The organism is Shewanella alkalitolerans, assembly GCF_019457575.1.
Lineage (GTDB): Bacteria > Pseudomonadota > Gammaproteobacteria > Enterobacterales > Shewanellaceae > Shewanella > Shewanella loihica.
Genome location: NZ_CP080422.1, coordinates 124,377 through 147,955, shown reverse-complemented (window position 1 = coordinate 147,955; position 23,579 = coordinate 124,377). Strand labels below are relative to the sequence as shown.

At 56.0% G+C, this 23,579-nt stretch carries 26 protein-coding genes; 19 read left to right on the top strand and 7 right to left on the bottom strand.

All coding sequences use genetic code 11. From position 1 onward, the window contains the following. Positions 1–18: 18 nt before the first annotated feature. Positions 19–633, bottom strand: coding sequence for an HTH-type transcriptional repressor FabR (gene fabR / locus K0J45_RS00685; RefSeq protein WP_041406854.1), 615 nt, complete (start codon positions 631–633; stop codon positions 19–21). Positions 634–775: 142 nt separating this feature from the next. Here fabR and K0J45_RS00680 point away from each other — a divergent pair, with 142 nt between their 5' ends. The 3 genes from K0J45_RS00680 to mnmH all read left to right on the top strand — a co-directional run bounded on the left by K0J45_RS00680 (position 776) and on the right by mnmH (position 4,220). Then, on the top strand, positions 776–1,882 hold the full coding sequence (locus K0J45_RS00680; protein WP_011863945.1) for a fatty acid desaturase: 1,107 nt from the start codon (positions 776–778) through the stop codon (positions 1,880–1,882). 176 nt (positions 1,883–2,058) lie between these two features. Continuing rightward, positions 2,059–3,102, top strand: a complete 1,044-nt coding sequence (gene selD, locus K0J45_RS00675) for a selenide, water dikinase SelD (protein WP_220043883.1) — start codon at positions 2,059–2,061, stop codon at positions 3,100–3,102. Further along, a complete protein-coding gene (gene mnmH, locus K0J45_RS00670) occupies positions 3,102–4,220 on the top strand; it encodes a tRNA 2-selenouridine(34) synthase MnmH (RefSeq protein ID WP_434086945.1) in 1,119 nt (372 codons plus the stop codon). The genes selD and mnmH overlap by 1 nt, the downstream gene beginning before the upstream one ends. A gap of 58 nt (positions 4,221–4,278) precedes the next feature. Here the strand turns inward: mnmH and K0J45_RS00665 are convergent, their stop codons facing one another. From K0J45_RS00665 to nudE, 5 genes are all read right to left on the bottom strand, one after another. Continuing rightward, positions 4,279–6,141, bottom strand: a complete 1,863-nt coding sequence (locus tag K0J45_RS00665; protein ID WP_220043882.1) for an MFS transporter — start codon at positions 6,139–6,141, stop codon at positions 4,279–4,281. After that, positions 6,132–6,803: a TetR/AcrR family transcriptional regulator gene (locus tag K0J45_RS00660; protein WP_220043881.1), complete on the bottom strand. Its 672-nt coding sequence runs from the start codon at positions 6,801–6,803 to the stop codon at positions 6,132–6,134. The genes K0J45_RS00665 and K0J45_RS00660 overlap by 10 nt, the downstream gene beginning before the upstream one ends. 107 nt (positions 6,804–6,910) lie before the next feature. Beyond that, positions 6,911–7,366, bottom strand: coding sequence for a GNAT family N-acetyltransferase (locus tag K0J45_RS00655; RefSeq protein WP_220043880.1), 456 nt, complete (start codon positions 7,364–7,366; stop codon positions 6,911–6,913). Further along, a complete protein-coding gene (cysQ, locus tag K0J45_RS00650; protein WP_220043879.1) occupies positions 7,359–8,171 on the bottom strand; it encodes a 3'(2'),5'-bisphosphate nucleotidase CysQ in 813 nt (270 codons plus the stop codon). Before cysQ ends, K0J45_RS00655 begins: the two co-directional genes overlap by 8 nt. A 53-nt stretch (positions 8,172–8,224) precedes the next feature. After that, entirely contained in the window at positions 8,225–8,770 is a 546-nt protein-coding gene (gene nudE / locus K0J45_RS00645; protein ID WP_011863938.1) for an ADP compounds hydrolase NudE, read from the bottom strand. Between the two features lie 97 nt (positions 8,771–8,867). Here nudE and yrfG point away from each other — a divergent pair, with 97 nt between their 5' ends. The 7 genes from yrfG to K0J45_RS00610 all read left to right on the top strand — a co-directional run bounded on the left by yrfG (position 8,868) and on the right by K0J45_RS00610 (position 15,789). Then, positions 8,868–9,542 (top strand): GMP/IMP nucleotidase, encoded by a 675-nt coding sequence (yrfG, locus tag K0J45_RS00640; protein ID WP_220043878.1) that lies wholly within the window; start codon positions 8,868–8,870, stop codon positions 9,540–9,542. Positions 9,543–9,638: 96 nt separating this feature from the next. After that, positions 9,639–10,256 carry a transcriptional repressor LexA gene (lexA, locus tag K0J45_RS00635; protein WP_011863936.1) on the top strand — a complete coding sequence of 206 codons (618 nt, stop codon included), beginning with the start codon at positions 9,639–9,641 and terminating at the stop codon, positions 10,254–10,256. Then, positions 10,253–10,762 carry a cell division inhibitor SulA gene (locus K0J45_RS00630; RefSeq protein ID WP_220043877.1) on the top strand — a complete coding sequence of 170 codons (510 nt, stop codon included), beginning with the start codon at positions 10,253–10,255 and terminating at the stop codon, positions 10,760–10,762. Before lexA ends, K0J45_RS00630 begins: the two co-directional genes overlap by 4 nt. A 398-nt stretch (positions 10,763–11,160) precedes the next feature. Then, positions 11,161–12,726 (top strand): cytochrome c oxidase subunit II, encoded by a 1,566-nt coding sequence (gene coxB, locus K0J45_RS00625; RefSeq protein ID WP_220043876.1) that lies wholly within the window; start codon positions 11,161–11,163, stop codon positions 12,724–12,726. Positions 12,727–12,735: 9 nt separating this feature from the next. Further along, positions 12,736–14,346 (top strand): cytochrome c oxidase subunit I, encoded by a 1,611-nt coding sequence (gene ctaD / locus K0J45_RS00620; RefSeq protein WP_011863933.1) that lies wholly within the window; start codon positions 12,736–12,738, stop codon positions 14,344–14,346. Position 14,347: 1 nt separating this feature from the next. Further along, positions 14,348–14,917 carry a cytochrome c oxidase assembly protein gene (locus K0J45_RS00615; RefSeq protein ID WP_220043875.1) on the top strand — a complete coding sequence of 190 codons (570 nt, stop codon included), beginning with the start codon at positions 14,348–14,350 and terminating at the stop codon, positions 14,915–14,917. Then, entirely contained in the window at positions 14,914–15,789 is an 876-nt protein-coding gene (locus K0J45_RS00610) for a cytochrome c oxidase subunit 3 (protein ID WP_220043874.1), read from the top strand. The genes K0J45_RS00615 and K0J45_RS00610 overlap by 4 nt, the downstream gene beginning before the upstream one ends. Positions 15,790–15,804: 15 nt before the next feature. Here the strand turns inward: K0J45_RS00610 and K0J45_RS00605 are convergent, their stop codons facing one another. Further along, the gene (locus K0J45_RS00605) at positions 15,805–16,023 is read right to left on the bottom strand and encodes a DUF2909 domain-containing protein (protein ID WP_041406252.1); all 219 of its coding nucleotides are present in this window, start codon (positions 16,021–16,023) and stop codon (positions 15,805–15,807) included. Between K0J45_RS00605 and K0J45_RS00600 the strand changes: the two genes are divergently transcribed. The 9 genes from K0J45_RS00600 (at position 16,022) to K0J45_RS00560 (ending at position 23,559) form a co-directional block, all read left to right on the top strand. Beyond that, entirely contained in the window at positions 16,022–16,783 is a 762-nt protein-coding gene (locus tag K0J45_RS00600; RefSeq protein WP_220043873.1) for an SURF1 family protein, read from the top strand. The two genes, K0J45_RS00605 and K0J45_RS00600, sit on opposite strands and share 2 nt — an antisense overlap. 172 nt (positions 16,784–16,955) lie before the next feature. Then, the gene (locus K0J45_RS00595) at positions 16,956–17,507 is read left to right on the top strand and encodes a redox-active disulfide-containing membrane protein (protein ID WP_220043872.1); all 552 of its coding nucleotides are present in this window, start codon (positions 16,956–16,958) and stop codon (positions 17,505–17,507) included. Then, on the top strand, positions 17,507–18,490 hold the full coding sequence (locus K0J45_RS00590) for a COX15/CtaA family protein (protein WP_220043871.1): 984 nt from the start codon (positions 17,507–17,509) through the stop codon (positions 18,488–18,490). Before K0J45_RS00595 ends, K0J45_RS00590 begins: the two co-directional genes overlap by 1 nt. A 12-nt stretch (positions 18,491–18,502) precedes the next feature. Beyond that, positions 18,503–19,405 (top strand): heme o synthase, encoded by a 903-nt coding sequence (gene cyoE, locus K0J45_RS00585; RefSeq protein ID WP_220043870.1) that lies wholly within the window; start codon positions 18,503–18,505, stop codon positions 19,403–19,405. Between the two features lie 4 nt (positions 19,406–19,409). After that, entirely contained in the window at positions 19,410–20,045 is a 636-nt protein-coding gene (locus K0J45_RS00580) for an SCO family protein (RefSeq protein ID WP_220043869.1), read from the top strand. Positions 20,046–20,208: 163 nt separating this feature from the next. Beyond that, a complete protein-coding gene (locus K0J45_RS00575) occupies positions 20,209–20,508 on the top strand; it encodes an STAS domain-containing protein (RefSeq protein ID WP_011863924.1) in 300 nt (99 codons plus the stop codon). After that, positions 20,505–20,867, top strand: a complete 363-nt coding sequence (locus K0J45_RS00570; RefSeq protein WP_011863923.1) for a response regulator — start codon at positions 20,505–20,507, stop codon at positions 20,865–20,867. The genes K0J45_RS00575 and K0J45_RS00570 overlap by 4 nt, the downstream gene beginning before the upstream one ends. A gap of 21 nt (positions 20,868–20,888) precedes the next feature. Continuing rightward, positions 20,889–22,973 (top strand): chemotaxis protein CheA, encoded by a 2,085-nt coding sequence (locus K0J45_RS00565; protein WP_220043868.1) that lies wholly within the window; start codon positions 20,889–20,891, stop codon positions 22,971–22,973. A gap of 28 nt (positions 22,974–23,001) precedes the next feature. Next, the gene (locus tag K0J45_RS00560; RefSeq protein WP_011863921.1) at positions 23,002–23,559 is read left to right on the top strand and encodes a chemotaxis protein CheW; all 558 of its coding nucleotides are present in this window, start codon (positions 23,002–23,004) and stop codon (positions 23,557–23,559) included. Positions 23,560–23,579: the final 20 nt, after the last annotated feature.

The window sequence follows — 23,579 nt, the reverse complement described above, 5'->3', positions numbered from 1 at the left end:
TGTCCGATTTATTACCGGCTAACGGTGTTCCATCTTCTGCTGCAGGGACTCGGCGCCCTTAGCCACCATGCGCAGCTGGATAACCAGGCGATCCGCCAATATCTTGCGATCGACCCGCTTCATATCCAGCGCCGCGGCGCCAGCATTGAAGACTAAGGTCACTAAGGCCTCCGCCTGGGCTCTTGCCAGTTCGGGGGTGCGCTTGGTGGTCGCCTCGGTATAGTGCGCCAACTCAGAGATGAAGTGTTCTATCTCTCTCGCCACCGCCGCACGAAACGGCGCCGAGGTGCCCGAACGCTCATGCAGCAATATGCGAAAGACGTTGGGGTTAGACTCCAAGACTTCCATAAAGGTATCGACTGAGATGCGAATCACGCTGCCGCCGGCCTCGGCGCGTTGACGTCCCTTGCGCATCATCTGCCTCAGGGTCAGGCCGCCTTCATCCACCATAGTAAGCCCCAGCTCGTTCATATCCTTAAAGTGACGATAGAAGGAGGTTGGCGCTATGTTGGCCTCACGAGCCACTTCCCGCAGACTCAGGCTAGAAAAACTGCGTTCGGCACTTAATTGATTAAATGCCGCATCGACCAAGGCGCGACGCGTTTTTTCTTTTTGCTGTGCTCTGATACCCATCATGATGAATCCACTAGATAAAACTTAATCTGGCAATCATACCTTCTTTGAGGCAAAAACGCAGCCCGCCTTGACCTGCTCCATTAAGTCAGTAGAATTGGCTTACAGCTGTACGCTCAATGAAGAGAACCTGGACATTATAATGAAAAAGCCTCCCCTCATCTGGACCAACATTTTACTCTTTGCCATCACCTTCTTAGGTGCTGTCATCCTGGTGCCTTGGTATGGCATCACCTATGGCTATGGCATGGCAGAATGGGTTGCCTTTGTCGGCCTAGCCTTCGCCAGCGGTCTGTCGATAACCGCCGGATACCATAGGCTCTGGTCACATCGCACCTACAAGGCACACTGGTCGGTACGTTTTCTGTTTGCCTTGGGTGGCGCCCTGGCACTGCAGAACAGCGCCCTGCACTGGTCGTCGGATCATCGTATCCATCACAAGCATGTGGATGACAACGACAAAGACCCCTATTCGGCTAACATGGGTTTCTGGTACAGCCATATCGGCTGGATGCTGAGGGAGTATCAGGCGCAGCGTTATCACGATTATAAGAACGTCCGTGATCTGCAGAATGAGAAAATTGTGATGTGGCAGCACAAATATTATCTGCCGCTCCTCATCATCATGAACATAGGCCTGCCGGCGCTGCTGGGCTGGCTCAATGGCGATGTCTGGGCCATGTTGCTAATGGCTGGTCTGCTGCGTCTGGTGGTCGTACACCACTGCACCTTCTTCATCAACTCGCTGGCCCATATTTGGGGCAGCCAGCCCTACACAGACAAAAACACGGCACGTGACAACGGCGTGCTGGCACTGTTTACCTATGGCGAGGGCTATCATAACTTCCACCACATCTTCGAGAACGACTATCGCAACGGCATCCTCTGGTGGCACTATGATCCCACCAAATGGCTGATCAACGCTATGGCCTGGACTGGACTGGCCAACAACCTCAGGGTCACGCCACAGGAGCGAATCGAGAGTGCCAAGTTGCAGATGCAACTGAAGAAGGCGCAGCATAAGGTCACACAGCTGGCCAACCACGAAGAGATCCTCGAGAAGATCCATGCGGAATATGAGCTGCTCAAGACCCATATTGCCGATTACTATCAGGCCCATAAGGAGCTGCTGGAAGCCAAGCGCAAACAGCTGACCACACATCAGCTGATGCAGCAGGTAGAGCACCTGAAGCAGGAATTGCTGGCACGCCAGAAGCAGTGGAAGTCCCTCACCACAGGCTTTGCCTAATCCAATCTCGAAAAAGCCACCCCCAGGGTGGCTTTTTTTACACCTAAAAACAGCTAAGCAAGTAATTGCCTTGCGGCTTCCAGTGTCTCACATCTAACACCACCGGCGATTGAAGTGGCGCACCTATGGGTCTATCATGAGCGGCTCTCCACTTCATCCAGAGATAGTTTGCGGTTATGTCAGTAGAAAAGATTAAACTCACCGAATACAGCCATGGCGCCGGCTGTGGTTGCAAGATTTCACCTAAGGTACTGGGCACCATACTCGCCTCTCAGCTACCCAGCTTTGACGACCCCAACATCCTGGTAGGCAATCAGACCCGCGACGATGCCGCCGTTTACCGACTTAACGATGAGACAGGCATCATCAGCACCACTGACTTCTTCATGCCGATCGTGGATGACCCCTTTACCTTCGGCCGTATTGCCGCCACCAATGCCATCAGCGATATCTACGCCATGGGCGGCACCCCTATGATGGCCATCGCCATTCTGGGCTGGCCGGTCAACGTCTTGCCCGCCGAGATCGCCCAGCAGGTGGTCGATGGCGGACGCCAGGCCTGTAAGGATGCCGGCATCATGTTGGCAGGCGGCCACAGTATCGATGCGCCCGAGCCTATCTTCGGCCTCGCCGTGACCGGACAGATCCCGTTAGACGAGCTTAAGCAGAACGATACCGCCAAGGCGGGCGACAGGCTGTTCCTGACCAAGCCTCTGGGTATCGGCATACTGACCACGGCGCAGAAACAGAAGAAGCTGGCGGACGAGGATATCGACATCGCGCCGGGTGCCATGTGCCAGCTCAACAAGATTGGCGCGGCAATCGCCAAGATCCCTGGGGTTACCGCCATGACGGATGTCACCGGCTTTGGCCTAGCTGGCCACCTGATCGAGATGTGCCAGGGCGCCACGCTGGCGGCCAAGATAGACCTGAATGCACTGCCCATGCTGCCAAAGGCGATGGATTACCTCAGGCTCGGCTGTATCCCCGGCGGCACCCATAGAAACTACGACAGCTATGGCAAACACCTGCCAGAAGTGAACGACGAGCAGAAAGCCCTGCTGTGCGACCCACAAACCAGCGGCGGTTTGCTGATCGCCGTATCTAACAGCCATGAGGCCGAGCTGCTGGCACTGCTGGAAAAAGAGGGACTGCCGACCCAATGCATCGGCCACTTGGCGCCGCAGACCGAGTCGCAGCCACTGGTAGAGCTGATCTAATGCGTAATCATCAATTGGCTAACGTCATTCCGGCAAGCGAATATGGCCGTATCCTTGCCAGCGGCCATCCCATCATGGATGTGCGCGCGCCGATAGAGTTCACCAAGGGCGCCTTTCCGGCCAGCAGCAACCATCCCCTGATGCGCGACGATGAGCGACAACAAGTGGGCACCTGCTATAAGGAGCATGGCCAGGATGCCGCCATCGCCCTGGGCCACTCACTGGTGTGTGGCGAGATCAAACAGCAGCGCGTAGACGCCTGGCTTGCCTATCTCGACGCCCATCCAGACGCCTACCTCTATTGCTTTCGCGGCGGCCTGCGCTCTCAACTGACCCAGCAATGGCTGGCCGAGGCCGGCAGAGACGTCCCCTATATCCAGGGCGGCTACAAGGCGATGCGCCAATACCTTATCGACACCATAGACAGGGCGCCAGAGGCGAAACCTATGCTGATCCTCAGCGGCATCACCGGCAGTGGTAAGACAGACTTTCTGCTGCAGCGCCAAGAGGCGGTGGACCTCGAAGGACTGGCCCATCACAGGGGATCCAGCTTCGGCCGCTATCACGAGGGACAGCCGACGCAGATCAACTTCGAAAACAGTCTGGGCGTCGCCCTGCTCAGACACCAACAGAGCGCGGCGAGAACCCTGCTGTTAGAAGATGAGAGCTACCTTATCGGACGCTCGGCGCTGCCCAAGGCCTTCTACATGGGAATGCAAGCCGCCAGCGTGGTCATTCTAGAGGAACCACTGGAGGCAAGGCTGACACGTCTGCTGGACGAGTATGTCCACAAGATGCATCGAGGCTATGTCGAGCGTCTGGGCGAAGAAGCAGGCTTTGAGGCATTTGCCGAGTACCTGGCCAACAGCATCAGTGGCATCAAAAAACGCCTGGGCGGCAAGCAGCACGATGAGCTGCAACAGATGATCACAGACGCATTAGCGGTGCAGACCCAGCGCGGCGATACCCAGGGGCACCTCGAATGGATCACCCTGCTGCTGAGCAAGTATTACGACCCCATGTATCAGTATCAGATTGGCAAGAAGGCCGACAGGGTGATCTTCCAGGGGGACCATCAGGCCATGCACCAGTGGCTGGATGAATACGCCACTCGCTAGCAAACAAAAGCCAGGCATCAGCCTGGCTTTTCACTATTTAATCTCAAGCAGCAACCTACTAGGATGCGGTCAACATGGCCTCGACCCGCTCTCGCAGCAGATGGCGGTTAGCCTCTGTGCCCGACACCACATCATCCAGATCAACCGAGATCTTAGACCAGAAGCGCTTTGGCCTAGTACTCAGAGCATGGCCATCCTTGTGGCTGAAATAGGAACCCCAGAGGCCGTTAAGGGCCATAGGGATAACAGGCACGGGATCGCGGGCGAGGATCTTGTCGATACCGGGACGGAACTCGCCCAGCTCACCGTTAGGCGTCAGACGCCCCTCGGGGAAGATACACACCAGCTCGCCATCGGCCAGCGCCTGATGGATAGACTCGAACGCCTGATTATAGGTGGCCTCACTCTGACGCGGCGAACAGATGGGGATCACCCCCGCATGGCGAAACAGATACTTGAGCAGCGGCATCTCGCTGATAGATTTATCCATCACGAAACGGATCGGGCGGGTCGAGGCGCCCATGATGATCAAGGCATCCACATAGCTCACATGGTTGCACACTATGATGCCGGCGCCTTCGCTGGGCAGCTTGTCACGGCCGGTAACCTTCACGCGATACAGGATATGGCTCAGCAGGTAACTGACAAATCTCTGGGTAAACTCGGGCACCTGACTATAGACATAGAGGGCGACGACGGCATTGAGCAGCGCCAGCAACAGGAAGAGTTCTGTGATCTGCCAGCCAAACACCTCTAGCAACAAGATAGACATGACCGCCGAGACCACCATGAACAGGGCATTCATGATATTGTTCGCGGCAATCGCCTGAGCACACTCGCCCCGGTCGGCGCGCGACTGAATAAAGGCGTACAGGGGCACGATAAACAGGCCACCGCTCACCCCCACCATAAACAGGGCAAACATCACCCTATAGTGCTGTGACTCGGCGATAAAGCTGCTAAAGCTATAGATGGTCTCGGCCTGGGCGGGCAACTCGGGCAGCGACCACAGCAGATCCACACCAAACAGAGTTAGCCCAGCCACGCCAAAGGGCAGCAGCCCCAGCTCCACATGACCGAAGGAGAAGCGCTCACACAGGAAGGAGCCCGCGGCAATCCCGATAGAGAAGAGCGCCAACAGGAGTGAGACCACGGTGGCATCGGCGTGCAGATGCAACTTGGCAAAGTTGGGGAACTGGGTCAGATAGGTCGCCCCGAGGAACCAGAACCAACTGATCGCTAAGATGGCCATCCAGATACTCGGCGTCTTCCTCACCTTGGCGATGCTGCGCCAGGTGCCAGACAGAGGCGCGAAACGTATCTTAGTGACATTTCCCTGTGGCGGCATGGCAGGGATCGCACGGCTGGCCAGGTAACCGGCAACGGCCAGCACAAACACGGTCGCCGCGGTAGCTATAATGCCCTTGTCGCTGGCCACCAGAAGCCCGGCACTGAGTGTACCTATCAAGATCGACAAGAAGGTGCCCATCTCTACCCAGGCATTGCCCGTCACCAGCTCATCTTCCGCCAAAGCCTGAGGCAACAGCGAGTATTTGACCGGCCCAAAATAGGCCGACTGGCTACCGGTCAAGAAGAGCAGCAGCAACATCATCATGTAACTCTGGGTCAAGATCGCCATGGCGGCGCAGGACATGATCACCAACTCAAGCTGCTTTAAGCGTCTGATCAATTTGGCCTTATCCATGTTATCTGCCACCACACCGGCGTGAGCTGAAAACAGGAAGAAAGGCAGGATAAACACGCCGGCGGCGAGGTTAACAAACAGGTTGACGCTGATGGGCAGGCTCTCTATCTGGCTGTAGGTCACCATCAGCAGCAGCACATTCTTGTAGATATTATCGTTAAGCGCGCCCAGACACTGGGTCGCAAAATAAGGGAAAAACCGCTTGGTTAACAACATAACGCCTCCTTGTCATAACCCAATCCTTTAAGTTGTACCGCGAGATGATGACTAATGGCCTGCTCAATACCGATACCTGGGGCAAAGAGCTTATCGTCCAGCGCCAGACTCACCAAACCATGGACGCCGCCCCACAGGGCGCGGCTCGCCAGTAATAGTTGCTCGGCAGAAAGCTCGGGCAGCAGACGCGCAAGGCATGACTCAATCAGGCCGAACAGCTGCGCGATTAGCTGGGCATGGTGATCGCTCAGTCCCTGCTCCTCCGTCGCCTTTAGCTCGAAGACCAACTGAAACGCCCTTGGCTGGTCGAAGGCAAATTGCTGATAGGCCGTGGCCATCGCCTCAAGCTGACTCGACTCAGACGCTTGGCTTTGAACGGCTAGATCTTGAGAGGCATGATCTTGAGAGGCGTGATCTTGAAAAGCTTGAGCTTTCGCGGCCAGGCGCCGATACAGCTCGTCCAGAGTCTGCTCGGCAACCGCCAGCAATAAGCCCTGATAGCTACCGAAGAGATTCACCAGGGTGCTGGGCACATAACCTATGGCCGCCGCGACCTTGCGCAGGCTCAGGCTATCGAGCGGCTCGACCTCCAGGTGGCGCAGCACGGCGGCGGTCGCCATCGCCCGAATCTCATCATGAGTATGTTCTTTGCGTCTTGCCATCTCGGCTCCATCGCGCTGTCAATTTGTGCACAAGTTACCAGCAAGCAAAATAAAAAACAATGTTCACAATAAGATTATTTTTCACCGGGTAGTTAATAGGTAGGATTTTATCGCTGGAGTATCATGAGGATCCTGTCTTCGCCCGGGCCGAAATAATCGGCTTCCAACTCCTGTTCGACAAAGCCCAGCTTAGCATAGAGGTGTCTTGCGGGATTCTCCGGCGCAACTGTGAGTTTCACCTGAGCCACACCATCTGGCAGCGCACTCAGAGACTCGGTGATCAGGCGCCTGCCTATGCCCCGACCCTGAGCGGCATCGTCGACGGCCACAGAGAGGATCCAGGCACAGTCGGCCTGTTCACTCCTTGCCAGCAAGATGTAACCGAGCAGGCGTTCAGCGTTATCGCAGGCGACAAGCAGCCCGCTCGGCCAGCAATCGAAGCTCTGACGAAAGAAAAAATCCGGGTAGGCATGGTCGCCAAAGAGCCCCTGCTCGAGACGATAGATCGCCGGCAGCTGAGTCTTACAAGCCGCCTCGACACTGATAAGATTAGGATTATTCACCGGTTAACAGCTCATCCCATGGCAGGTAAGTCGAGCCCACGACGATGAAGTTGGGGTTCTCTAGTGATTCGCGCTCGTTGTAGCTCAACGGCTGCAACTCGAGATCCATCACCTGGCCACCGGCCTCTTCGATGATGATCTGCGCCGCACCTGTGTCCCACTCGCCGGTTGGGCCAATGCGCACATAGCAGTCGGCGCGGCCCTCTGCCACCAGGCAGCTCTTTAGCGCCGCACCGCCCAGCACCACGAGTTCACAGTGCTTAGGATGATTGAAAAGCTTCAACACAGATTGAGGATCCTGACGGCGGCTCACCGCCAGACGCAGGCAGGGCTCATCGTCTTTGGTCAGCTGCTTGCTGGCGATACGCACCTCGCCCTTGCTGCTACGCTTGTAGGCACCCAGGCCTGCCACGGCATAGTAAACCACACCCGTCATGGGCACATAGACGATTCCCATGATGGGACGATTGTGCTCGACCAGGGCGATGATCACCGAGAAGTCGCCGCTACCGGCGATAAACTCACCCGTGCCATCGAGAGGGTCTACCAACCAGTAACGCTGCCAATCGGCGCGCTCGGAGAAAGGAATATCGGCATCTTCTTCAGAGAGGACAGGGATCTCAGGGGTAAGGCTGCTTAGCTGAGAAGAGATGATCTTGTGGGCCGCGATATCGGCAGAGGTTACCGGGGTATTGTCGGATTTCACCTCTTTGTCAAAACTGCCCTCGAGGTAGATCCCTTTGATGGCCTCACCCGCCTCGATGGCAATCGAAATCGCCTGCTCAACATACTCTTCTGGCTTCATCACAACTCCAACAGCCTACATCTGGCAATGCCTAATATGATAATTCGGTTTAACTACTTTAGTTTTAGATGTTTCTGTGCCAAAAACAAGGCGCTAACGCTTCGAGATTCGGAAAAATCATCTTCTAATAACAGCTCAGACCACTGGCTCAATGGCCAGCGTACCACCTCTATGGGTTCGGGCTCGTCACCCTGCAATCGACTCTCATACAGATCTTCGGCGACGAAGATCTGCATCTTGCTGGCAAAGTAGCCTGGCGCCAGGCTCAACTCCATCAGATGGGTCAACTTACGCGCACCAAAACCTATCTCTTCCTGCAGCTCACGGTTGGCCGCCTCAGCATGGGTCTCGCCGGGATCCACCAGGCCCTTGGGGAAACCCAGCTCATAGCTGTGGGTGCCCGCCGCATATTCGCGTCCCAGCAATAGCTCCTCGCCATGCACAGGCACCACCATCACGGCGCCACGGGCGTTGCCCTTCATGCGCTCATACTGGCGCTCAACCTGGTTCGAAAATTTTAAATGCACCTGCTCTATCTGAAACAGACGGCTCTGGGCAACAACTTCGGCATGTAGGATCTGCGGCTTTTTGTCCGGCATGAAACTTCCTGATAAAAATGGCGTTTGCTTAACCACTCAATCTTACTATGATGGGCCTAATCCACAACTCAAACCAAGGAATTTTTTTACTCGCTTTATGTTTCCCTGGAATAAGATAGATACCGTGCTGCTGGATATGGACGGCACCCTGTTGGATCTGCATTTCGACAACCATTTCTGGCTTAGCCTGGTGCCTCAGGCCTTGTGTGAACAAAGGCAGATCCCAAAGGCCGACGCCCAACAACTGGTGGAGGATGCCTACGCCAAGGTGTTCGGCACCCTGGAGTGGTATTGCCTGGAATATTGGCAACAGGAGCTGGGTTTAGACATCCTGGCTTTGCACCACACTCTGGTGGACAGGATCCAGCTGCGTCAGGACAGCATGCCCTTTCTCACTGCACTGGCCAGACACAGCAAGCGGCGCATCTTGGTCACCAACGCCCATCCCCACAGCCTGGCACTGAAACTCGAGCATACAGATCTGGCTAACGGGCTCGATGAGATGCTCTCGAGTCACGCCACCGGCTATCCCAAGGAACACCCACAATTTTGGCGCCACCTGTTTAATCAGTATTCCCTGGATCCCAGCCGCTGCCTGTTTATCGACGACAGCGAGCCCATACTGCAGGCAGCCAAGCAGGCCGGCGTCGGCTACCAGCTGGGGATCAAGAATCCCGACAGCCAGAAGCCTCACAAACAGTTTGCCGACTTCCCGGCCATCGACGATTATCATCATCTGCTGCTCTCCCTTGAAAAGGCCAGACTCGGCTAATCGCTTGATGGGATTGGGAGAAAATCTGGTTAATACTTGCACTGTATAAAATACTGTATATACTGACAGGTACTGTATGGAAAGACAGGATTAATCATGAGACCCTTAACCCCGAGACAAGCCGAGATTTTAGATCTGATAAAACGCAATATTGCCGACACGGGCATGCCGCCTACCCGTGCCGAGATTGCGCGTCGATTAGGCTTTAAGAGTGCCAACGCCGCCGAGGAACACCTCAAGGCCCTGGCAAAGAAAGGCTGCATCGAAATCATGCCCGGCACCTCACGTGGCATCAAGCTGACCCAAGAGGAAGAGCCAGAAGATCTCGGCCTGCCCCTTATAGGTCAGGTAGCCGCCGGTGAGCCCATCCTGGCCCAGGAGCATGTGGAGCAACACTATCAGGTTGACCCTAGCATGTTCCGCCCCAGCGCCGATTTTCTGCTGCGCGTCAGGGGGGACAGTATGAAAGATATAGGTATTCTCGAGGGCGACCTACTGGCGGTACATAAGGTAGAACAGGCAAGAAACGGCCAGATAGTCGTGGCCCGCGTGGAAGATGATGTAACGGTTAAACGCTTCGAGAAACGTGGCAGTACCGTCTACCTGCATGCTGAGAATGAAGAGTACTCCCCTATCGTGGTGGATCTCACCACCCAGAGCCTGAGCATCGAAGGCCTGGCCGTCGGCGTGATTCGAAATGGAGACTGGCAATGAACAACCTAATGGGCATGGCGCCACGCCATCCAGGGCTGTGGGTCGATCTCGACAGCTCACTAAAGCGCGGCGATGGCAACACTATCTCGACTACGGCAAGTTCGACCCAGGGCAAGCAAGAGCTGCAGGCCCTCACCCCGGAGCTAGCCAGACTCAGTCAGCAGGGGCAATGGGTGGTGTTGATCAGCCCACCTAACATAGGCTACAAGCAGATGCTGGCCGACGGCGGTGTGCGTATGGATCGCATCCTACTGGTACACAGCAAAGATGAGGTCGAAACCCTGTGGGCGATGGAAAAAGCCCTCACAAGTGGTACATCCAGTGCGGTGATCTGCTGGGCACAAACCCTGGATGCCCGTGACAGTCGTCGCCTACAGATAGTTGCCAAGAATACCCGCGCCCTGGGAGTGGTGATCGAAGATGCGAACGGTCACTTACCTGCCAACCCTTTTCCCCAAGAGGATCTCGGCGGCCAGACCTTGAGTCTGTTCGGTTCAATACACTGATATTCCGCGCTCTACCTTTCCATACAGACGCCCCGCAAGGGGCGTTTTTGTGTCTGTTTTGTTTAGCAAAATAAAATAAAAGTGATCTTGATCAATATTTAAACAGCCATTAAGTTAGTAAGAGATATCAACGATTATTTGTTATATCGCACAATTTGGTTGTCGGCTTGAGCGGCGAAAATGAACCTGTAATACCTCGCCCACAGAAGCTGAAATTGGTCTGATATATTCAGCCGTAAGTGCAAGCGTGGTCACCACCAGCAGAACAAGAGATTCACCACCGACGCACTTTGAAGTCATCGTTGCTTTTTTGGGAACTGAAGAGTTTGCATAGAGCCGAGACATACTGTGTGGCTCTTCTTTGTAGTTGCCTTCGCAATTGACAGAGGAGAAGTCTAGTGAAGCAAGTGTTGTGTTGTTTGCTGGCGTTGCTATTTACGCCCACCATACTCGCAGCAGATATGCCCCTGAATATGACATCAGGGGTCACAGAGATCAGCAATAAGGTGTTTAGCCTTCATATGACGATTCTCTATATCTGTTGTGCCATAGGCCTAGTCGTCTTTGGGGTGATGATCTACGCCATCATCAACCATAGGCGCTCTAAGGGTGCCGTCGCGGCAAACTTTCATGAGAGCACTAAGGTAGAGATCGCCTGGACGCTCGTCCCCTTTGTCATCTTGATCCTCATGGCCATCCCAGCCACCAAGACCCTCATCGCCATGGAAGATCCCAGCAATGCCGATCTCACCATCAAGATCACTGGCTCCCAATGGAAATGGCACTACAGCTATTTTGATCAAGACATCAGCTACTACAGCCTGCTGGCGACTCCCAGAGAACAGATAGAGGGCAAGGAGACCAAAGGCGAACACTATCTGCTTGAGGTCGACAAGCCACTGGTATTGCCGGTTAATCGTAAGATACGCTTCCTGATGACCTCGGAAGATGTGATCCACTCCTGGTGGGTGCCGGCCTTCGCAGTGAAGAAGGATGCTAATCCCGGCTTTATCAACGAGGCCTGGACCCGCATCGACAAGCCAGGCATCTACCGTGGCCAGTGCGCCGAACTTTGCGGTAAGGATCACGGCTTCATGCCGATCGTAGTGCAGGTGCTTTCCGAGGCCGATTTCGACAACTGGATTGTCGAGCAGGAGGCACAGGCCAGCGCGGCCGCCGCCGAGGCGCAGGCCGCACTGTCGAAAACCCTGTCGAAAGAAGAGCTGATGGCTCAGGGCGAACAGGTCTATATGGCGCGCTGCGCCGCCTGCCACCAGCCAAATGGTGCCGGCTTACCTGGCGTCTTCCCGTCACTCATAGGCAGCCCAATCATCAAGGGCCCTGTTGCCGATCACCTAGATGTGGTGCTACACGGCCGCTCCGGCACAGCGATGCAGGCCTTCGCCCAGCAGCTCACCGCCACAGAGATTGCCGCAGTGGTTACCTTCGAGCGAAACGCCTGGGGTAACGACACGGGCGATACGGTGCAGGCAGCCGATGTCAACCAGGCAAACTCAGGCGCATCGAACGGGGCTAATACAGGAGCAGATACAGCTGCCGAAGCGGTTCAATCTGTGCCTACCCCGGCAGCCGAATCGAGTGCGGCAGCAAGCTCCGCCGCCGAGGAATCTCAAGCACCTGTGTTAGACGATCTGACCATGGACGAGCTGATGGCCAAGGGTGAAAGGGTATATCTCGGCCACTGCGCCGCCTGTCATCAGGCCACCGGCATGGGATTACCCGGCGCCTTCCCCGCCCTAAAAGGCAGCGCCATCGCCACAGGACCAGTTGAGAATCACCTAGACATAGTGCTTCACGGTAAGCCTGGCACCGCCATGCAGGCTTTCGCCAGTCAGTTAACGCCACAGGAAATCGCCTCTGTGATCACCTATGAGCGTAACGCCTGGGGTAACAACACAGGCGACATGGTTCAGGCAACAGACGTCAATCAACAGGGTCAATAGGGAGGCATTATGAATGCAATTACGCGTGAAGCAGATATGGATGCCACTCATATTGGCGAACATTCGACCCACCATGAGGAGCACCCGACGGGTATAAAACGTTGGCTGTTTACCACCAACCATAAAGATATTGGCACCCTGTATCTCTGGTTCAGTTTCATCATGTTCTTGACCGGCGGCGCCATGGCCATGGTGATCCGTGCCGAGCTGTTCCAGCCGGGTCTGCAACTGGTGGAGCCCAACTTCTTCAATCAGATGACCACGGTTCACGGCCTCATCATGGTGTTTGGCGCCGTGATGCCGGCCTTTACCGGCCTCGCCAACTGGCTGATCCCTATGATGATAGGCGCGCCAGACATGGCCCTTCCGCGGATGAACAACTGGAGTTTCTGGATCTTGCCCTTCGCCTTTGCGATCCTGCTCAGTTCGCTGTTTATGGAGGGTGGCGGGCCTAACTTTGGTTGGACCTTCTACGCCCCGCTGTCGACGGCCTATAGCCCGGATAGCACGGCGCTGTTTGTCTTCTCGGTACACATCATGGGTATCAGCTCCATCATGGGCGCCATCAACGTGATCGTGACCATAGTCAACATGCGCGCTCCCGGCATGAGCTGGATGAAGTTGCCACTGTTCGTCTGGACCTGGTTGATCACCGCCTTTCTGCTGATCGCCGTGATGCCGGTACTCGCAGGTACGGTGACCATGGTACTGACCGACAAGTTCTTCGGCACCAGCTTCTTCGATGCCGCCGGTGGTGGTGACCCTGTGATGTTCCAGCATATCTTCTGGTTCTTCGGCCATCCCGAGGTCTACATCATGATCTTGCCGTCCTTCGGCATCATCTCCGCCATAGTACCGGCCTTCAGCCGCAAGAAGCTGTTTGGCTACTCCTCCATGGTATACGCCACCGCCAGTATCGCGATCCTCTCCTTCCTGGTCTGGGCACACCACATGTTTACCACAGGTATGCCTGTGTTCGCTGAGCTCTTCTTCATGTACTGCACCATGTTGATCGCCGTGCCGACAGGGGTGAAGGTATTTAACTGGGTCGCCACCCTCTGGCGCGGCTCGCTCACCTTCGAGACGCCCATGCTGTTTGCGCTGGCCTTTATCATACTCTTCACCATAGGTGGCTTTTCTGGGCTGATGCTGGCCATCACGCCGGTGGATTTCCAGTACCACGACACCTACTTCGTCGTGGCCCACTTCCACTATGTATTGGTCTCAGGGGCTATCTTCTCCATCATGGCGGCGGCCTACTACTGGCTACCTAAGTGGACTGGGCATATGTACAGCGAGAAGCTAGGCAAGCTGCATTTCTGGTGCTCGGTGATCTCGGTGAACGTGCTCTTCTTCCCCATGCACTTCCTGGGGCTGGCGGGCATGCCGCGACGCATTCCGGACTACTCGATTCAGTTTGCCGACGTCAACCAGATAGTCTCTATCGGCGGCTTCGCCTTCGGCCTGTCACAGCTGATCTTCCTGGTGGTGGTGATCAAGTGCATCCGCGGCGGCGAGCCGGCACCCAGCAAGCCATGGGATGGCGCCGAGGGACTGGAGTGGACATTGCCGAGTCCGGCGCCCTACCACTCATTCTCGACACCACCCGAGGTGAAATAGCATGACGGACACTAAGGCGTACTCCAACCGTAAGCTGATCGGCCTATTGCTGTTAGGTTGCGTGGGCATGTTCGGCTTCGGATTCGCCTTGGTGCCCCTATACGATGTGCTATGTGAAAAATTAGGCATCAATGGTAAGACGCAATCGACCGCCGCCGAATATAAGGCGGTGACCATAGACACCAGCCGCACGGTAACAGTGGAATTTATGGCACAGACCCAGAAAGATATGCCCTGGGTCTTCACCCCCGAGATGAAACGCATTCAGGTGCATCCGGGTGAGGTGATTCGTACTCAGTTTCACGCCAAAAATCTCTCGGCGCAGCAGATTGTCGGACAGGCTATTCCCTCTGTCTCTCCGGGACAGGGCGCGGCCTATTTCCACAAGACAGAGTGCTTCTGCTTTAACCAGCAGAAACTCGATGCCAATGCCGATGCGCAATTACCTTTGATCTTCTATGTCGATACCGAGCTGCCCGAGCAGATCTCGACACTGACTCTCTCTTATACGCTATACAACATCACCGACAAGGGGTACGTAGATGATGTTGAGCAAGGAGCTGCGAAATGACAAGCAAACATGAACACTACTATGTCCCCGCCCAGAGTGCCTGGCCCATCATAGGTGCCTTCGGCCTCTTCCTCATCGCCTATGGCGCCGGCAGTTATGTACAGCAGTTACAGACGGAGCAGACCAGCGGCGGTTATATCCTGACTGCTGGGATCGCCGTCATCCTCTATATGGTCTTCGGCTGGTTCAGGACAGTGATCGGCGAGTCCATGTCTGGCCTCTATTCCAAACAGATGGATCGCTCCTTCCGTCAGGGAATGAGCTGGTTTATCTTCTCCGAGGTGATGTTCTTTGCCGCCTTCTTCGGCGCCCTGCTCTATGCCCGCACCATAGCCGTGCCCTGGCTCGGCGGCGCCTCAAACAATGCCATGACCCACGAGGTACTTTGGCCTAACTTCCAGGCGGGCTGGCCCCTGGTCACCACACCCGATGGCACCAAGACAGAGGCCATGGGCTGGACGGGTCTGCCTCTGTACAACACCATCATACTGCTGACCTCGTCGGTCACCCTGCATTTCGCCCATGTGAGCCTGGAAAAGAGCAAACGCACCGCGCTCACCCTCTGGTTAGGCATCACCATACTCTTAGGTCTTGCCTTCCTCTTCCTCCAAGCCAAAGAGTATGCCCACGCCTATCAGGAGATGGGGCTGACCCTGTCATCCGGTGTCTATGGCAACACCTTCTTCTTGCTCACCGGATTTCACGGCATGCACGTGACCCTGGGGACCATCTTTCTGTTCGTCCTCTTCTTGCGGGTACTGAGGGGGCATTTCACGCCGGATAAGCATTTCGCCTTCCAGGCGGGCAGTTGGTATTGGCACTTTGTGGATGTGGTCTGGCTCTGCCTGTTCGTGTTCGTCTATGTGCTTTAGCGACGAATCGAGAGACTAATAGGGTCTGGGATTGGGGGTGATGATCCCCAGTCCCAGGGCAATCAATAGCAGGAGCACCACCAGCACAGAGAAGAGCACACGCCGCCCCAGATACTGACTCATGGGCGCCTTGCCCTCTCCCTTCACCAAGACAAATAAGGCCCGGCCAAGATTAAAGATAATGAAGACCAATAGCAGTACTAAGACGATCTTAAATAGCAGTATTTCGCTCATGAAGGCTCCCACGGTTCGCGGTGGCACGATTTTTCTCGTTTTAGTTACTTTGCTGGTATTCACCATTCTGGTCAAGCTGGGACTGTGGCAGTTAGACAGGGCCGCTGAGAAACAGGCGCTGCAACAGGCGCTCACCCTCAAGCAGGCCGCCGCACCACTGGATTATCAGAGTCTGCTCGCCCTAGCCAAAAGTGAATCCCTCACCGGCTATCGTCTGGCAGTTAAGGCGACTCCTGTGGACGCCCCCATCATACTGCTAGACAACCAGGTATATGAGGGCTACATCGGTTATCTTGCCTACCAGGTGATGCGTGTCGAGACCGAGACCGAGATCGAGGCCGATGATCCCTTGCTGCTGGTCGAGCTTGGCTTTATCGACAGCGGCCTGGACAGACAGAAACTGCCCCAATTAACTGAGCTAAGCCAAGAGGTAACACTGAGCGGTCGCGTCTATCAGCGAGCCAGCAATCCCCTGAGTCAACATCTGCTGGCCGAGACGGGCTCCCCCATGCGGATCCAGAACCTTAACCTGCCGGAGTTATCGCAAACACTTGGGCTGCCGCTCGCGCCCGCCATTCTTCAACCCAAGACAATTCCGGGCAGCGCGCTACCCCATCCCTGGCAGCCGATCCCCATGAGTGCCCAGAAGCATCAGGGCTACGCCCTGCAGTGGTTCTCCATGGCGACCGCGTTTCTGATACTTATGGCTTACCTTCTGATATTTAAGAGGAAAAATAAAGAATCCAGTAAAGACAAATGAGTTTCGTAACTTGTTGCGCAAAACCAGCTGACCCTGTAGGTTAAACAATAGGCACCCCAAATTAACGGGGGGCTCACCCAGGTAAATGGTCACTTCCTAGCCGTCTCGGGGAGTTGATATTTTTCGGTGTCTGGCACGCGCTAACCCATAAAATAATCAACAGAGGATTAAGATGAGATCCCCAAAGAGCCGAGGCGCAAAACCCCTACTGATCTTGCTACTGGTATTTGTCTTGCCCGTTGCGGTGGCAAAGCTGGTGCTGAGTCTGAATCTCTACCATGGTGGCGTCACCAACAAGGGCGAACTCCTGCCGCCCGATACCAACTACGCCCGCCTGGCGATGGCCAACCCCATGCCCAAGCACTGGCAGATGATCTACCTGTTGCCGAGCCAATGTGATCAGGCCTGCATGAGCCGACTCTACATACTGCATCAAAGCCAGATCGCCCTGGGACGGGACCAACACAGGGTCAACCCCATCATACTGCTACAGGCAGACAGCGATCTTGCGGCGCTGCAAGAGAGTGAGTTCAACTTCACCACAGCCCAGGCTACCGAGGCGCTCAGCCAGATGCTGACCCGGGAAGAGATCATCATAGTGGATCCCCTGGGCTCCCTGGTGATGCGCTATGCCCAGGTTGAAGATGAGCAGGCCCAGCTGATGCTGGGTAAGGCGATGATCGCCGACTTAAGAAAGATGCTTAAACTATCGAGGGTCGGCTAATGCAGATGACTTCCCTACTCAAACTTACCCTGGTCTTTACCCTGTGCGTGATACTTATGGGTGCCTACACCCGACTGTCTGACGCTGGCCTTGGCTGCCCCGACTGGCCCGGCTGCTATGGCATGATCAAGGTGCCTACCCAGAGCCATGAGCTGGCCAAAGCCCAGGACAGCTTTCCCGAACATACGGTAGAATCCGAGAAGGCCTGGCTGGAGATGATCCACAGATATATTGCTGGCACCCTGGGCCTGCTGGTCGCCTTCATCCTCTTTATCAGCTTCAGGCGGCCTGATGCCCCGAAGAAACTGCCGAGCTTTATCGCCCTGCTGATCCTGTTCCAGGCGGCGCTGGGGATGTGGACCGTCACCATGAAACTTATGCCCGTGGTGGTGATGTCCCACCTGATCGGCGGCTTTACCCTGATCTCCTTATTGTGGCTCCTCTACCTCAGGACCAAGCCGCTACGATTGCCCGGCGGCGAGCCAAGGCTGCGAAAACTGGCACCCTACGCCCTCTTCTGCCTTAGCCTACTCGTGCTGCAGATCATTCTGGGCGGCTGGACCTCCTCTAACTATGCGGCGTTGGCCTGCACCACACTGCCCATCTGCGAAGGAGACTGGGTAAGCAACCTAGACCCGCTGCATGCCTTCTATCCCCTGCATAAGACGGAAGGTAGCTACGAGTTCGGCATCCTGGATTACTCCTCCCGCATGACGATTCATGTGGCTCACAGATTCGGCGCCATCATCACGGCGACCGCACTGCTCTGGCTGGTGTATCGCATGATCAAATTCTCACACTCTCAGCTGCTGAGACGCAGCGCCTGGGTACTCCTGGGGTTATTGTGCCTGCAGATAGCCCTGGGGATCAGCAACGTGGTGCTGCATCTTCCCCTGGGGATAGCCGTCTCCCATAACGCGGGCGCCGCACTCCTGTTACTCACCTTGGTCTTCATCAACTACGCCCTGTGGCGTAAGGCATAAGGAGGCATCGCCATGGCCAAACCTATGACAATCACTAAGCCTGTCGCCACCCAGCTCCCTTGGCGCGCCTACCTTGAGATGACTAAGCCTAGGGTAGTTGCCCTGATGCTGCTGACCGTATTGGTCGGCATGTGTCTGGCGGTGCCAGGCGCGGTACCTGTTCAGCCACTGATCGCCGGCCTGGTGGGCATAGGCATGATGGCGGGGGCCGCTGCGGCCTATAACCATCTGATCGACCGCCGCATCGACGGCCTGATGGCCCGCACCTATAACCGTCCGCTCCCCAAAGGCCGGGTCTCTATCACCAAGGCGCTCACCTTTGCCACCGCCATGGCTATTCTCGGCTTTGCGCTGCTCTACTGGGCCGTCAATCCGCTCACCGCCTGGCTCACCTTCGCCAGTCTCATCGGCTACGCGGTGATCTATACCGCCTATCTCAAGCGCGCGACCCCCCAGAATATCGTCGTCGGCGGCCTGGCCGGCGCCATGCCCCCCCTACTGGGTTGGACGGCGATCACCGGTGAGTTTCACGGCCATGCCTTGCTGCTGGTGATCATCATCTTCGCTTGGACCCCGCCCCACTTCTGGGCGCTGGCGATCCACAGACGCGCCGAATATGCCAAGGTCGATGTGCCCATGCTGCCCGTCACCCACGGCGTCGAATTTACCAAGACCTGCATCATGCTCTATACGGTGTTGCTGGCGCTGGCCTGCCTCTACCCAGTGCTGGTCGGCATGTGCGGCCCCCTTTATCTGGTGGGGTCGACCCTGTTGAGTTGTGGCTTCATCTATAAGGCGTGGCAGCTCAAGTATCGAGACAAGCCGGGTCTGGCAATGCAGGTGTTTCGCTTCTCCATCTACCATCTGATGCTGCTCTTCTTGCTGCTCCTGGTCGACCACTATCTCTGGAGCTAACGCGATGAAACCGCTATGGATAGTCCTAACCTTACTCATCTTCAGTGGCCTGGGGGCGATCGCGGCGGTTAACTTCACTGGTCAAGCCACGCCGCCCGAGCTGCTCACCAGCTATCGCTATCCCCAGCAGCGACCGCTATCCCCCTTCGAGCTGACAGATCAGAACGGCGAGGCCTTCACCAACGCCCGGCTAAAAGACAAGTGGAGCCTGTTCTTCGTTGGCTACACCTCCTGCCCGGATGTCTGCCCTACCACCCTGGGCAAGCTGGCGGCGGCCTATCAACAACTGGAAGGCGTGGTGGATCTGCAGGTGGTGTTTCTGTCGGTCGATCCTGCGCGGGATACCCAGGCAAAACTCAAGGATTACATCAACTTCTTCAATCCCAACTTCGTTGCGGTCACGGCGCCCCACAGCCAGTTACTGCCGCTGACCCGTGAGCTGGGCTTCGTCTATACAATGGTGGGCGAAGGCGAAAACTATCAGGTGGATCACAGCGCCTCCATGGTGCTCATCTCTCCCGACGGCACCCGGGTGGCCACGGTTAAACCAACCAGCCTGGATCCGCGACAGCTGCCGCAGATCCGCAACAAGAACCTCATTCATGATGTGATCGCCCTTGCGACTCACTATGGTGAATAGCGAGACTCACTCGTCAAAATTACTCTCATCACCGCTAATGGGCTCCCCTCCTGGGAGCCCATTTAGTTAAAAAACTGTTATTTTTCAGGCAAGCCTCTTATTTACCGTCTATCTTTTGATCCTAGTGGAGTCTTATTGACAGGGATTGTAGAGGAGCCCCCCGATGACCCAGAGTCCGATTCGCTTAGCGTCCGAGCTGACGATTCGTAACATCCAGCAGGTCCACCACGATATTGCCGAACAACTCACAGCGTCCGACACCTTGTGTATCGACGCCAGCCAGTTGACCCGGGTCGATACCTCAGGTGCGCAGCTGCTCTACTTTTTGCATCACTATTGCCAGACGCACCACCATGCCATCGAATGGACGCCGCCCGCAGAGGAGGTCGAACATACCCTGGCCGAGTTGGGGCTCGACGCGACACAGATCTTTGCGCTTGCTCAGGAGAGAATTCAGGAATGAAGAAGATACTCGCAGTAGATGATTCAGCCTCCATGCGTCAGATGGTGGGCTTTACCCTCAAGACGGCGGGATTCGATGTGACCGAAGCCTGCAACGGTGACGAGGCGCTGACCCAGGCGAAGAGCCAGGACTATGACCTGGTGATCTCAGACGTCAACATGCCAGTGATGGACGGCATCACCTTGATCCGCAACCTACGCAGCCTGCCCAACTATAAGTTCACCCCTCTGCTTATGCTGACCACAGAATCGGGCAGCGAAAAGAAGCAGGAGGGACGCTCGGCCGGTGCCACCGGCTGGATAGTCAAACCCTTTAACCCCGACCAGCTGCTTGCCACGGTCAACAAGGTGTTACGTTAATCTGAGTCTGGATGGTGGGATATGGAAATCGATCTGAGTCAATTCAGCCAAGTCTTCTTTGAAGAAAGCCTTGAGGGCTTGGAAAGCATGGAGTCCGAGCTGCTGAAGCTAGATATCGCCGCGCCGGATCCCGAGGCGATCAACACCATCTTTCGCGCCGCCCACTCCATCAAGGGGGGCAGCGGCACCTTCGGTTTTAACCAGGTCGCCAACTACACCCACCTGCTAGAGACGCTGCTGGATGAGATCCGCGACGGCCGCCGCGAGATGACCAGCCATCATCAGGACATACTCCTGCTGTCGGTCGACCTGCTGCGCAACATGCTCGACGCCGTGATGCATCAGCAAACCTTCGACCATCCCATGCTCGCCGATCTGGAGCAGAAGTTTGCCGCCGAGCTATCCCAGGGCGAGTCACAAGAAGATGCGGCTTCGCGCGAACCCGAGACGCCAGAACAGACGACCTGGCAGATCGGCTTCAAGGCGGGCACGGACATCCTCAAGTACGGAAATGACCCCCTGCTGATGTTCAATGAGCTGGGTCAGTGTGGCGAACTCAGTGTCGAGCTGCAGCCGCAGGAGATCCCCGACTTCACCCAGTATGACCCCGAGGCCTGCTACCTCGCCTGGTCGCTCACCCTCACCACAGACCAACCCCTTTCGCGTCTCAAGGAAGCCTTCGAATGGGTCGAAGATGAGTGCGACATTGACTATCAGGCTCAGCCCAAGGCGACCGAGGCCAGTGAGATAACGACTGAGAAAGAGATAGAGGCGGCGGCAGAAGACAATATTCAGGCCAGTCCCCAGGCCAATGCTCAAGCCATTGCTCAAACAACGACCCCGGCTAGCATCCAACCCGAAAAGCCTGCAAGTCAGGCCAGGCCCAGCGTAGTCAGCAGCAAGACCCAGGACGCCGGCTCCATCCGCGTCAGCATAGAGAAGATAGATCTGCTGATCAACATGGTGGGCGAGCTGGTGATCACCCAGGCCATGCTGGGGCAGATCGGTCAGCAGGAAGAGATGACACCCGAGTCCTTCATCACCATGAAGCAGGGGCTGGAGCAGCTCGCCAGCCACACCCGGGATCTGCAGGAGAGTGTCATGCAGATCCGCATGCTACCCATCAGCTTCGCCTTCAACCGCTTCCCCCGCCTGGTACGGGACATAGGCCAGCAACTGGGCAAACAAGTAGAGCTGGTCCTCAAGGGGGAGGATACCGAGCTGGATAAGACTGTGATGGAGAAGATAGTCGATCCTATGGTGCACCTGGTGCGAAACTCCCTCGACCATGGCCTGGAGACCCCTGAGGTGCGCCGTCAGAAGGGCAAACCCGAAACCGGTACCCTTACCCTCAATGCCTTCCATCAGGGCGGCAACATCATCATAGAGATCATCGATGACGGTGCCGGTCTCAACACCCAGAAGATTCTCGATAAGGCACGCGCCAAGGGACTGGTCGGCAGCGACGAAGAGCTGAGCGAAGAGGCTATTCACCAGCTGATCTTCAAACCCGGCTTCTCTACCGCAGAGACGGTCTCAGACCTCTCCGGCCGCGGCGTTGGCATGGATGTGGTGCTGAGAAACATTCACGAACTCAACGGCACCATAGAGCTGAAATCCACCCAGGACAAGGGCAGTCGCTTTACCATACGCCTGCCACTCACCCTGGCGATTCTCGACGGTCAGTTGGTACGCATCGGCACGCACACCTATGTGGTGCCCCTGGTGGCGATTCACGAGTCGCTCGAGGTGCCCGCCGCCCATATCAATCGCCTGAGTGAAGAACATGAGGTGATCCGTCTACGGGACGAATACCTGCCAGTGCTCAAGGTCTATGAGGCCTTCCATCACGAGGCAGATGCCAAACAGATTAAAGATGGCTTGGTGATGGTGGTCGATGCCAACAACGACAAGGTGGGACTCCTGGTCGACGAGCTACTTTCCCAGCAGCAGGTGGTGATCAAGAGCCTGGAAGACAACTACAGCAAGGTGGCCGGTATTTCGGGCGCCACCATACTCGGCGACGGTACCGTTGCCTTGATCATAGACATTGCCGGATTAGTCAGCCTCGCGGGCATCAACAGTACCCAAGAGCACGCCGCCTAGGAAACCAAATGAGAAGGGAGATTCATCCATGACACAGGCAGATGAAGCAGGCATCACACTCACCGCCAAAGACGATGCCAGCGACCAGTATCTTACTTTCATCATGGCCGATGAGGAGTATGGCGTCGACATACTCTCGGTGCAGGAGATCCGCGGCTGGGAGCCAACGACAGTCATTCCCAACTCCCCCAGCCATGTCAAAGGGGTCATCAATCTGCGTGGCACCATAGTCCCCATCATAGATCTGCGGCAACGATTCGGTATCGCCAGCCTGGACTACGGCCCGACGACGGTGGTGATCGTCATCAAAGTCTGTGTCGGTGACGAACACAAGGTGATCGGCATAGTGGTCGATGCCGTCTCAGATGTCTTCAGTGTCCACCACAGAGATCTGCGCGACGCCCCCGACTTCGGCGAAGAGACAGATCTCACCTTCATCAAGGGACTCGCCAATCTGGCAGATAAGATGGTGATCCTGCTGGACATAGACACCCTACTTAGCAGTGAGGTGCTGCCCGAGGCCGCCCAACTGTCAAACATCATCAATAATATCGACGCTGCTTCAACACAGGCTGTCAGCGCCTAACCCAGCAAGAGAGGAACAGA

Coding starts and splice junctions, on each gene's coding strand:
- K0J45_RS00610 (WP_220043874.1), top strand. CDS start 14,914: ATGACAAGCAAACATGAACACTACTATGTCCCCGCCCAGAGTGCCTGG.
- K0J45_RS00570 (WP_011863923.1), top strand. CDS start 20,505: ATGAAGAAGATACTCGCAGTAGATGATTCAGCCTCCATGCGTCAGATG.
- ctaD (WP_011863933.1), top strand. CDS start 12,736: ATGAATGCAATTACGCGTGAAGCAGATATGGATGCCACTCATATTGGC.
- K0J45_RS00565 (WP_220043868.1), top strand. CDS start 20,889: ATGGAAATCGATCTGAGTCAATTCAGCCAAGTCTTCTTTGAAGAAAGC.
- mnmH (WP_434086945.1), top strand. CDS start 3,102: ATGCGTAATCATCAATTGGCTAACGTCATTCCGGCAAGCGAATATGGC.
- lexA (WP_011863936.1), top strand. CDS start 9,639: ATGAGACCCTTAACCCCGAGACAAGCCGAGATTTTAGATCTGATAAAA.
- cysQ (WP_220043879.1), bottom strand. CDS start 8,171: ATGAAGCCAGAAGAGTATGTTGAGCAGGCGATTTCGATTGCCATCGAG.
- K0J45_RS00665 (WP_220043882.1), bottom strand. CDS start 6,141: ATGTTGTTAACCAAGCGGTTTTTCCCTTATTTTGCGACCCAGTGTCTG.
- K0J45_RS00600 (WP_220043873.1), top strand. CDS start 16,022: ATGAAGGCTCCCACGGTTCGCGGTGGCACGATTTTTCTCGTTTTAGTT.
- K0J45_RS00575 (WP_011863924.1), top strand. CDS start 20,209: ATGACCCAGAGTCCGATTCGCTTAGCGTCCGAGCTGACGATTCGTAAC.
- K0J45_RS00580 (WP_220043869.1), top strand. CDS start 19,410: ATGAAACCGCTATGGATAGTCCTAACCTTACTCATCTTCAGTGGCCTG.
- K0J45_RS00630 (WP_220043877.1), top strand. CDS start 10,253: ATGAACAACCTAATGGGCATGGCGCCACGCCATCCAGGGCTGTGGGTC.
- cyoE (WP_220043870.1), top strand. CDS start 18,503: ATGGCCAAACCTATGACAATCACTAAGCCTGTCGCCACCCAGCTCCCT.
- K0J45_RS00590 (WP_220043871.1), top strand. CDS start 17,507: ATGCAGATGACTTCCCTACTCAAACTTACCCTGGTCTTTACCCTGTGC.
- yrfG (WP_220043878.1), top strand. CDS start 8,868: ATGTTTCCCTGGAATAAGATAGATACCGTGCTGCTGGATATGGACGGC.
- fabR (WP_041406854.1), bottom strand. CDS start 633: ATGGGTATCAGAGCACAGCAAAAAGAAAAAACGCGTCGCGCCTTGGTC.
- K0J45_RS00680 (WP_011863945.1), top strand. CDS start 776: ATGAAAAAGCCTCCCCTCATCTGGACCAACATTTTACTCTTTGCCATC.
- K0J45_RS00605 (WP_041406252.1), bottom strand. CDS start 16,023: ATGAGCGAAATACTGCTATTTAAGATCGTCTTAGTACTGCTATTGGTC.
- K0J45_RS00595 (WP_220043872.1), top strand. CDS start 16,956: ATGAGATCCCCAAAGAGCCGAGGCGCAAAACCCCTACTGATCTTGCTA.
- K0J45_RS00560 (WP_011863921.1), top strand. CDS start 23,002: ATGACACAGGCAGATGAAGCAGGCATCACACTCACCGCCAAAGACGAT.
- K0J45_RS00660 (WP_220043881.1), bottom strand. CDS start 6,803: ATGGCAAGACGCAAAGAACATACTCATGATGAGATTCGGGCGATGGCG.
- selD (WP_220043883.1), top strand. CDS start 2,059: ATGTCAGTAGAAAAGATTAAACTCACCGAATACAGCCATGGCGCCGGC.
- K0J45_RS00615 (WP_220043875.1), top strand. CDS start 14,348: ATGACGGACACTAAGGCGTACTCCAACCGTAAGCTGATCGGCCTATTG.
- nudE (WP_011863938.1), bottom strand. CDS start 8,770: ATGCCGGACAAAAAGCCGCAGATCCTACATGCCGAAGTTGTTGCCCAG.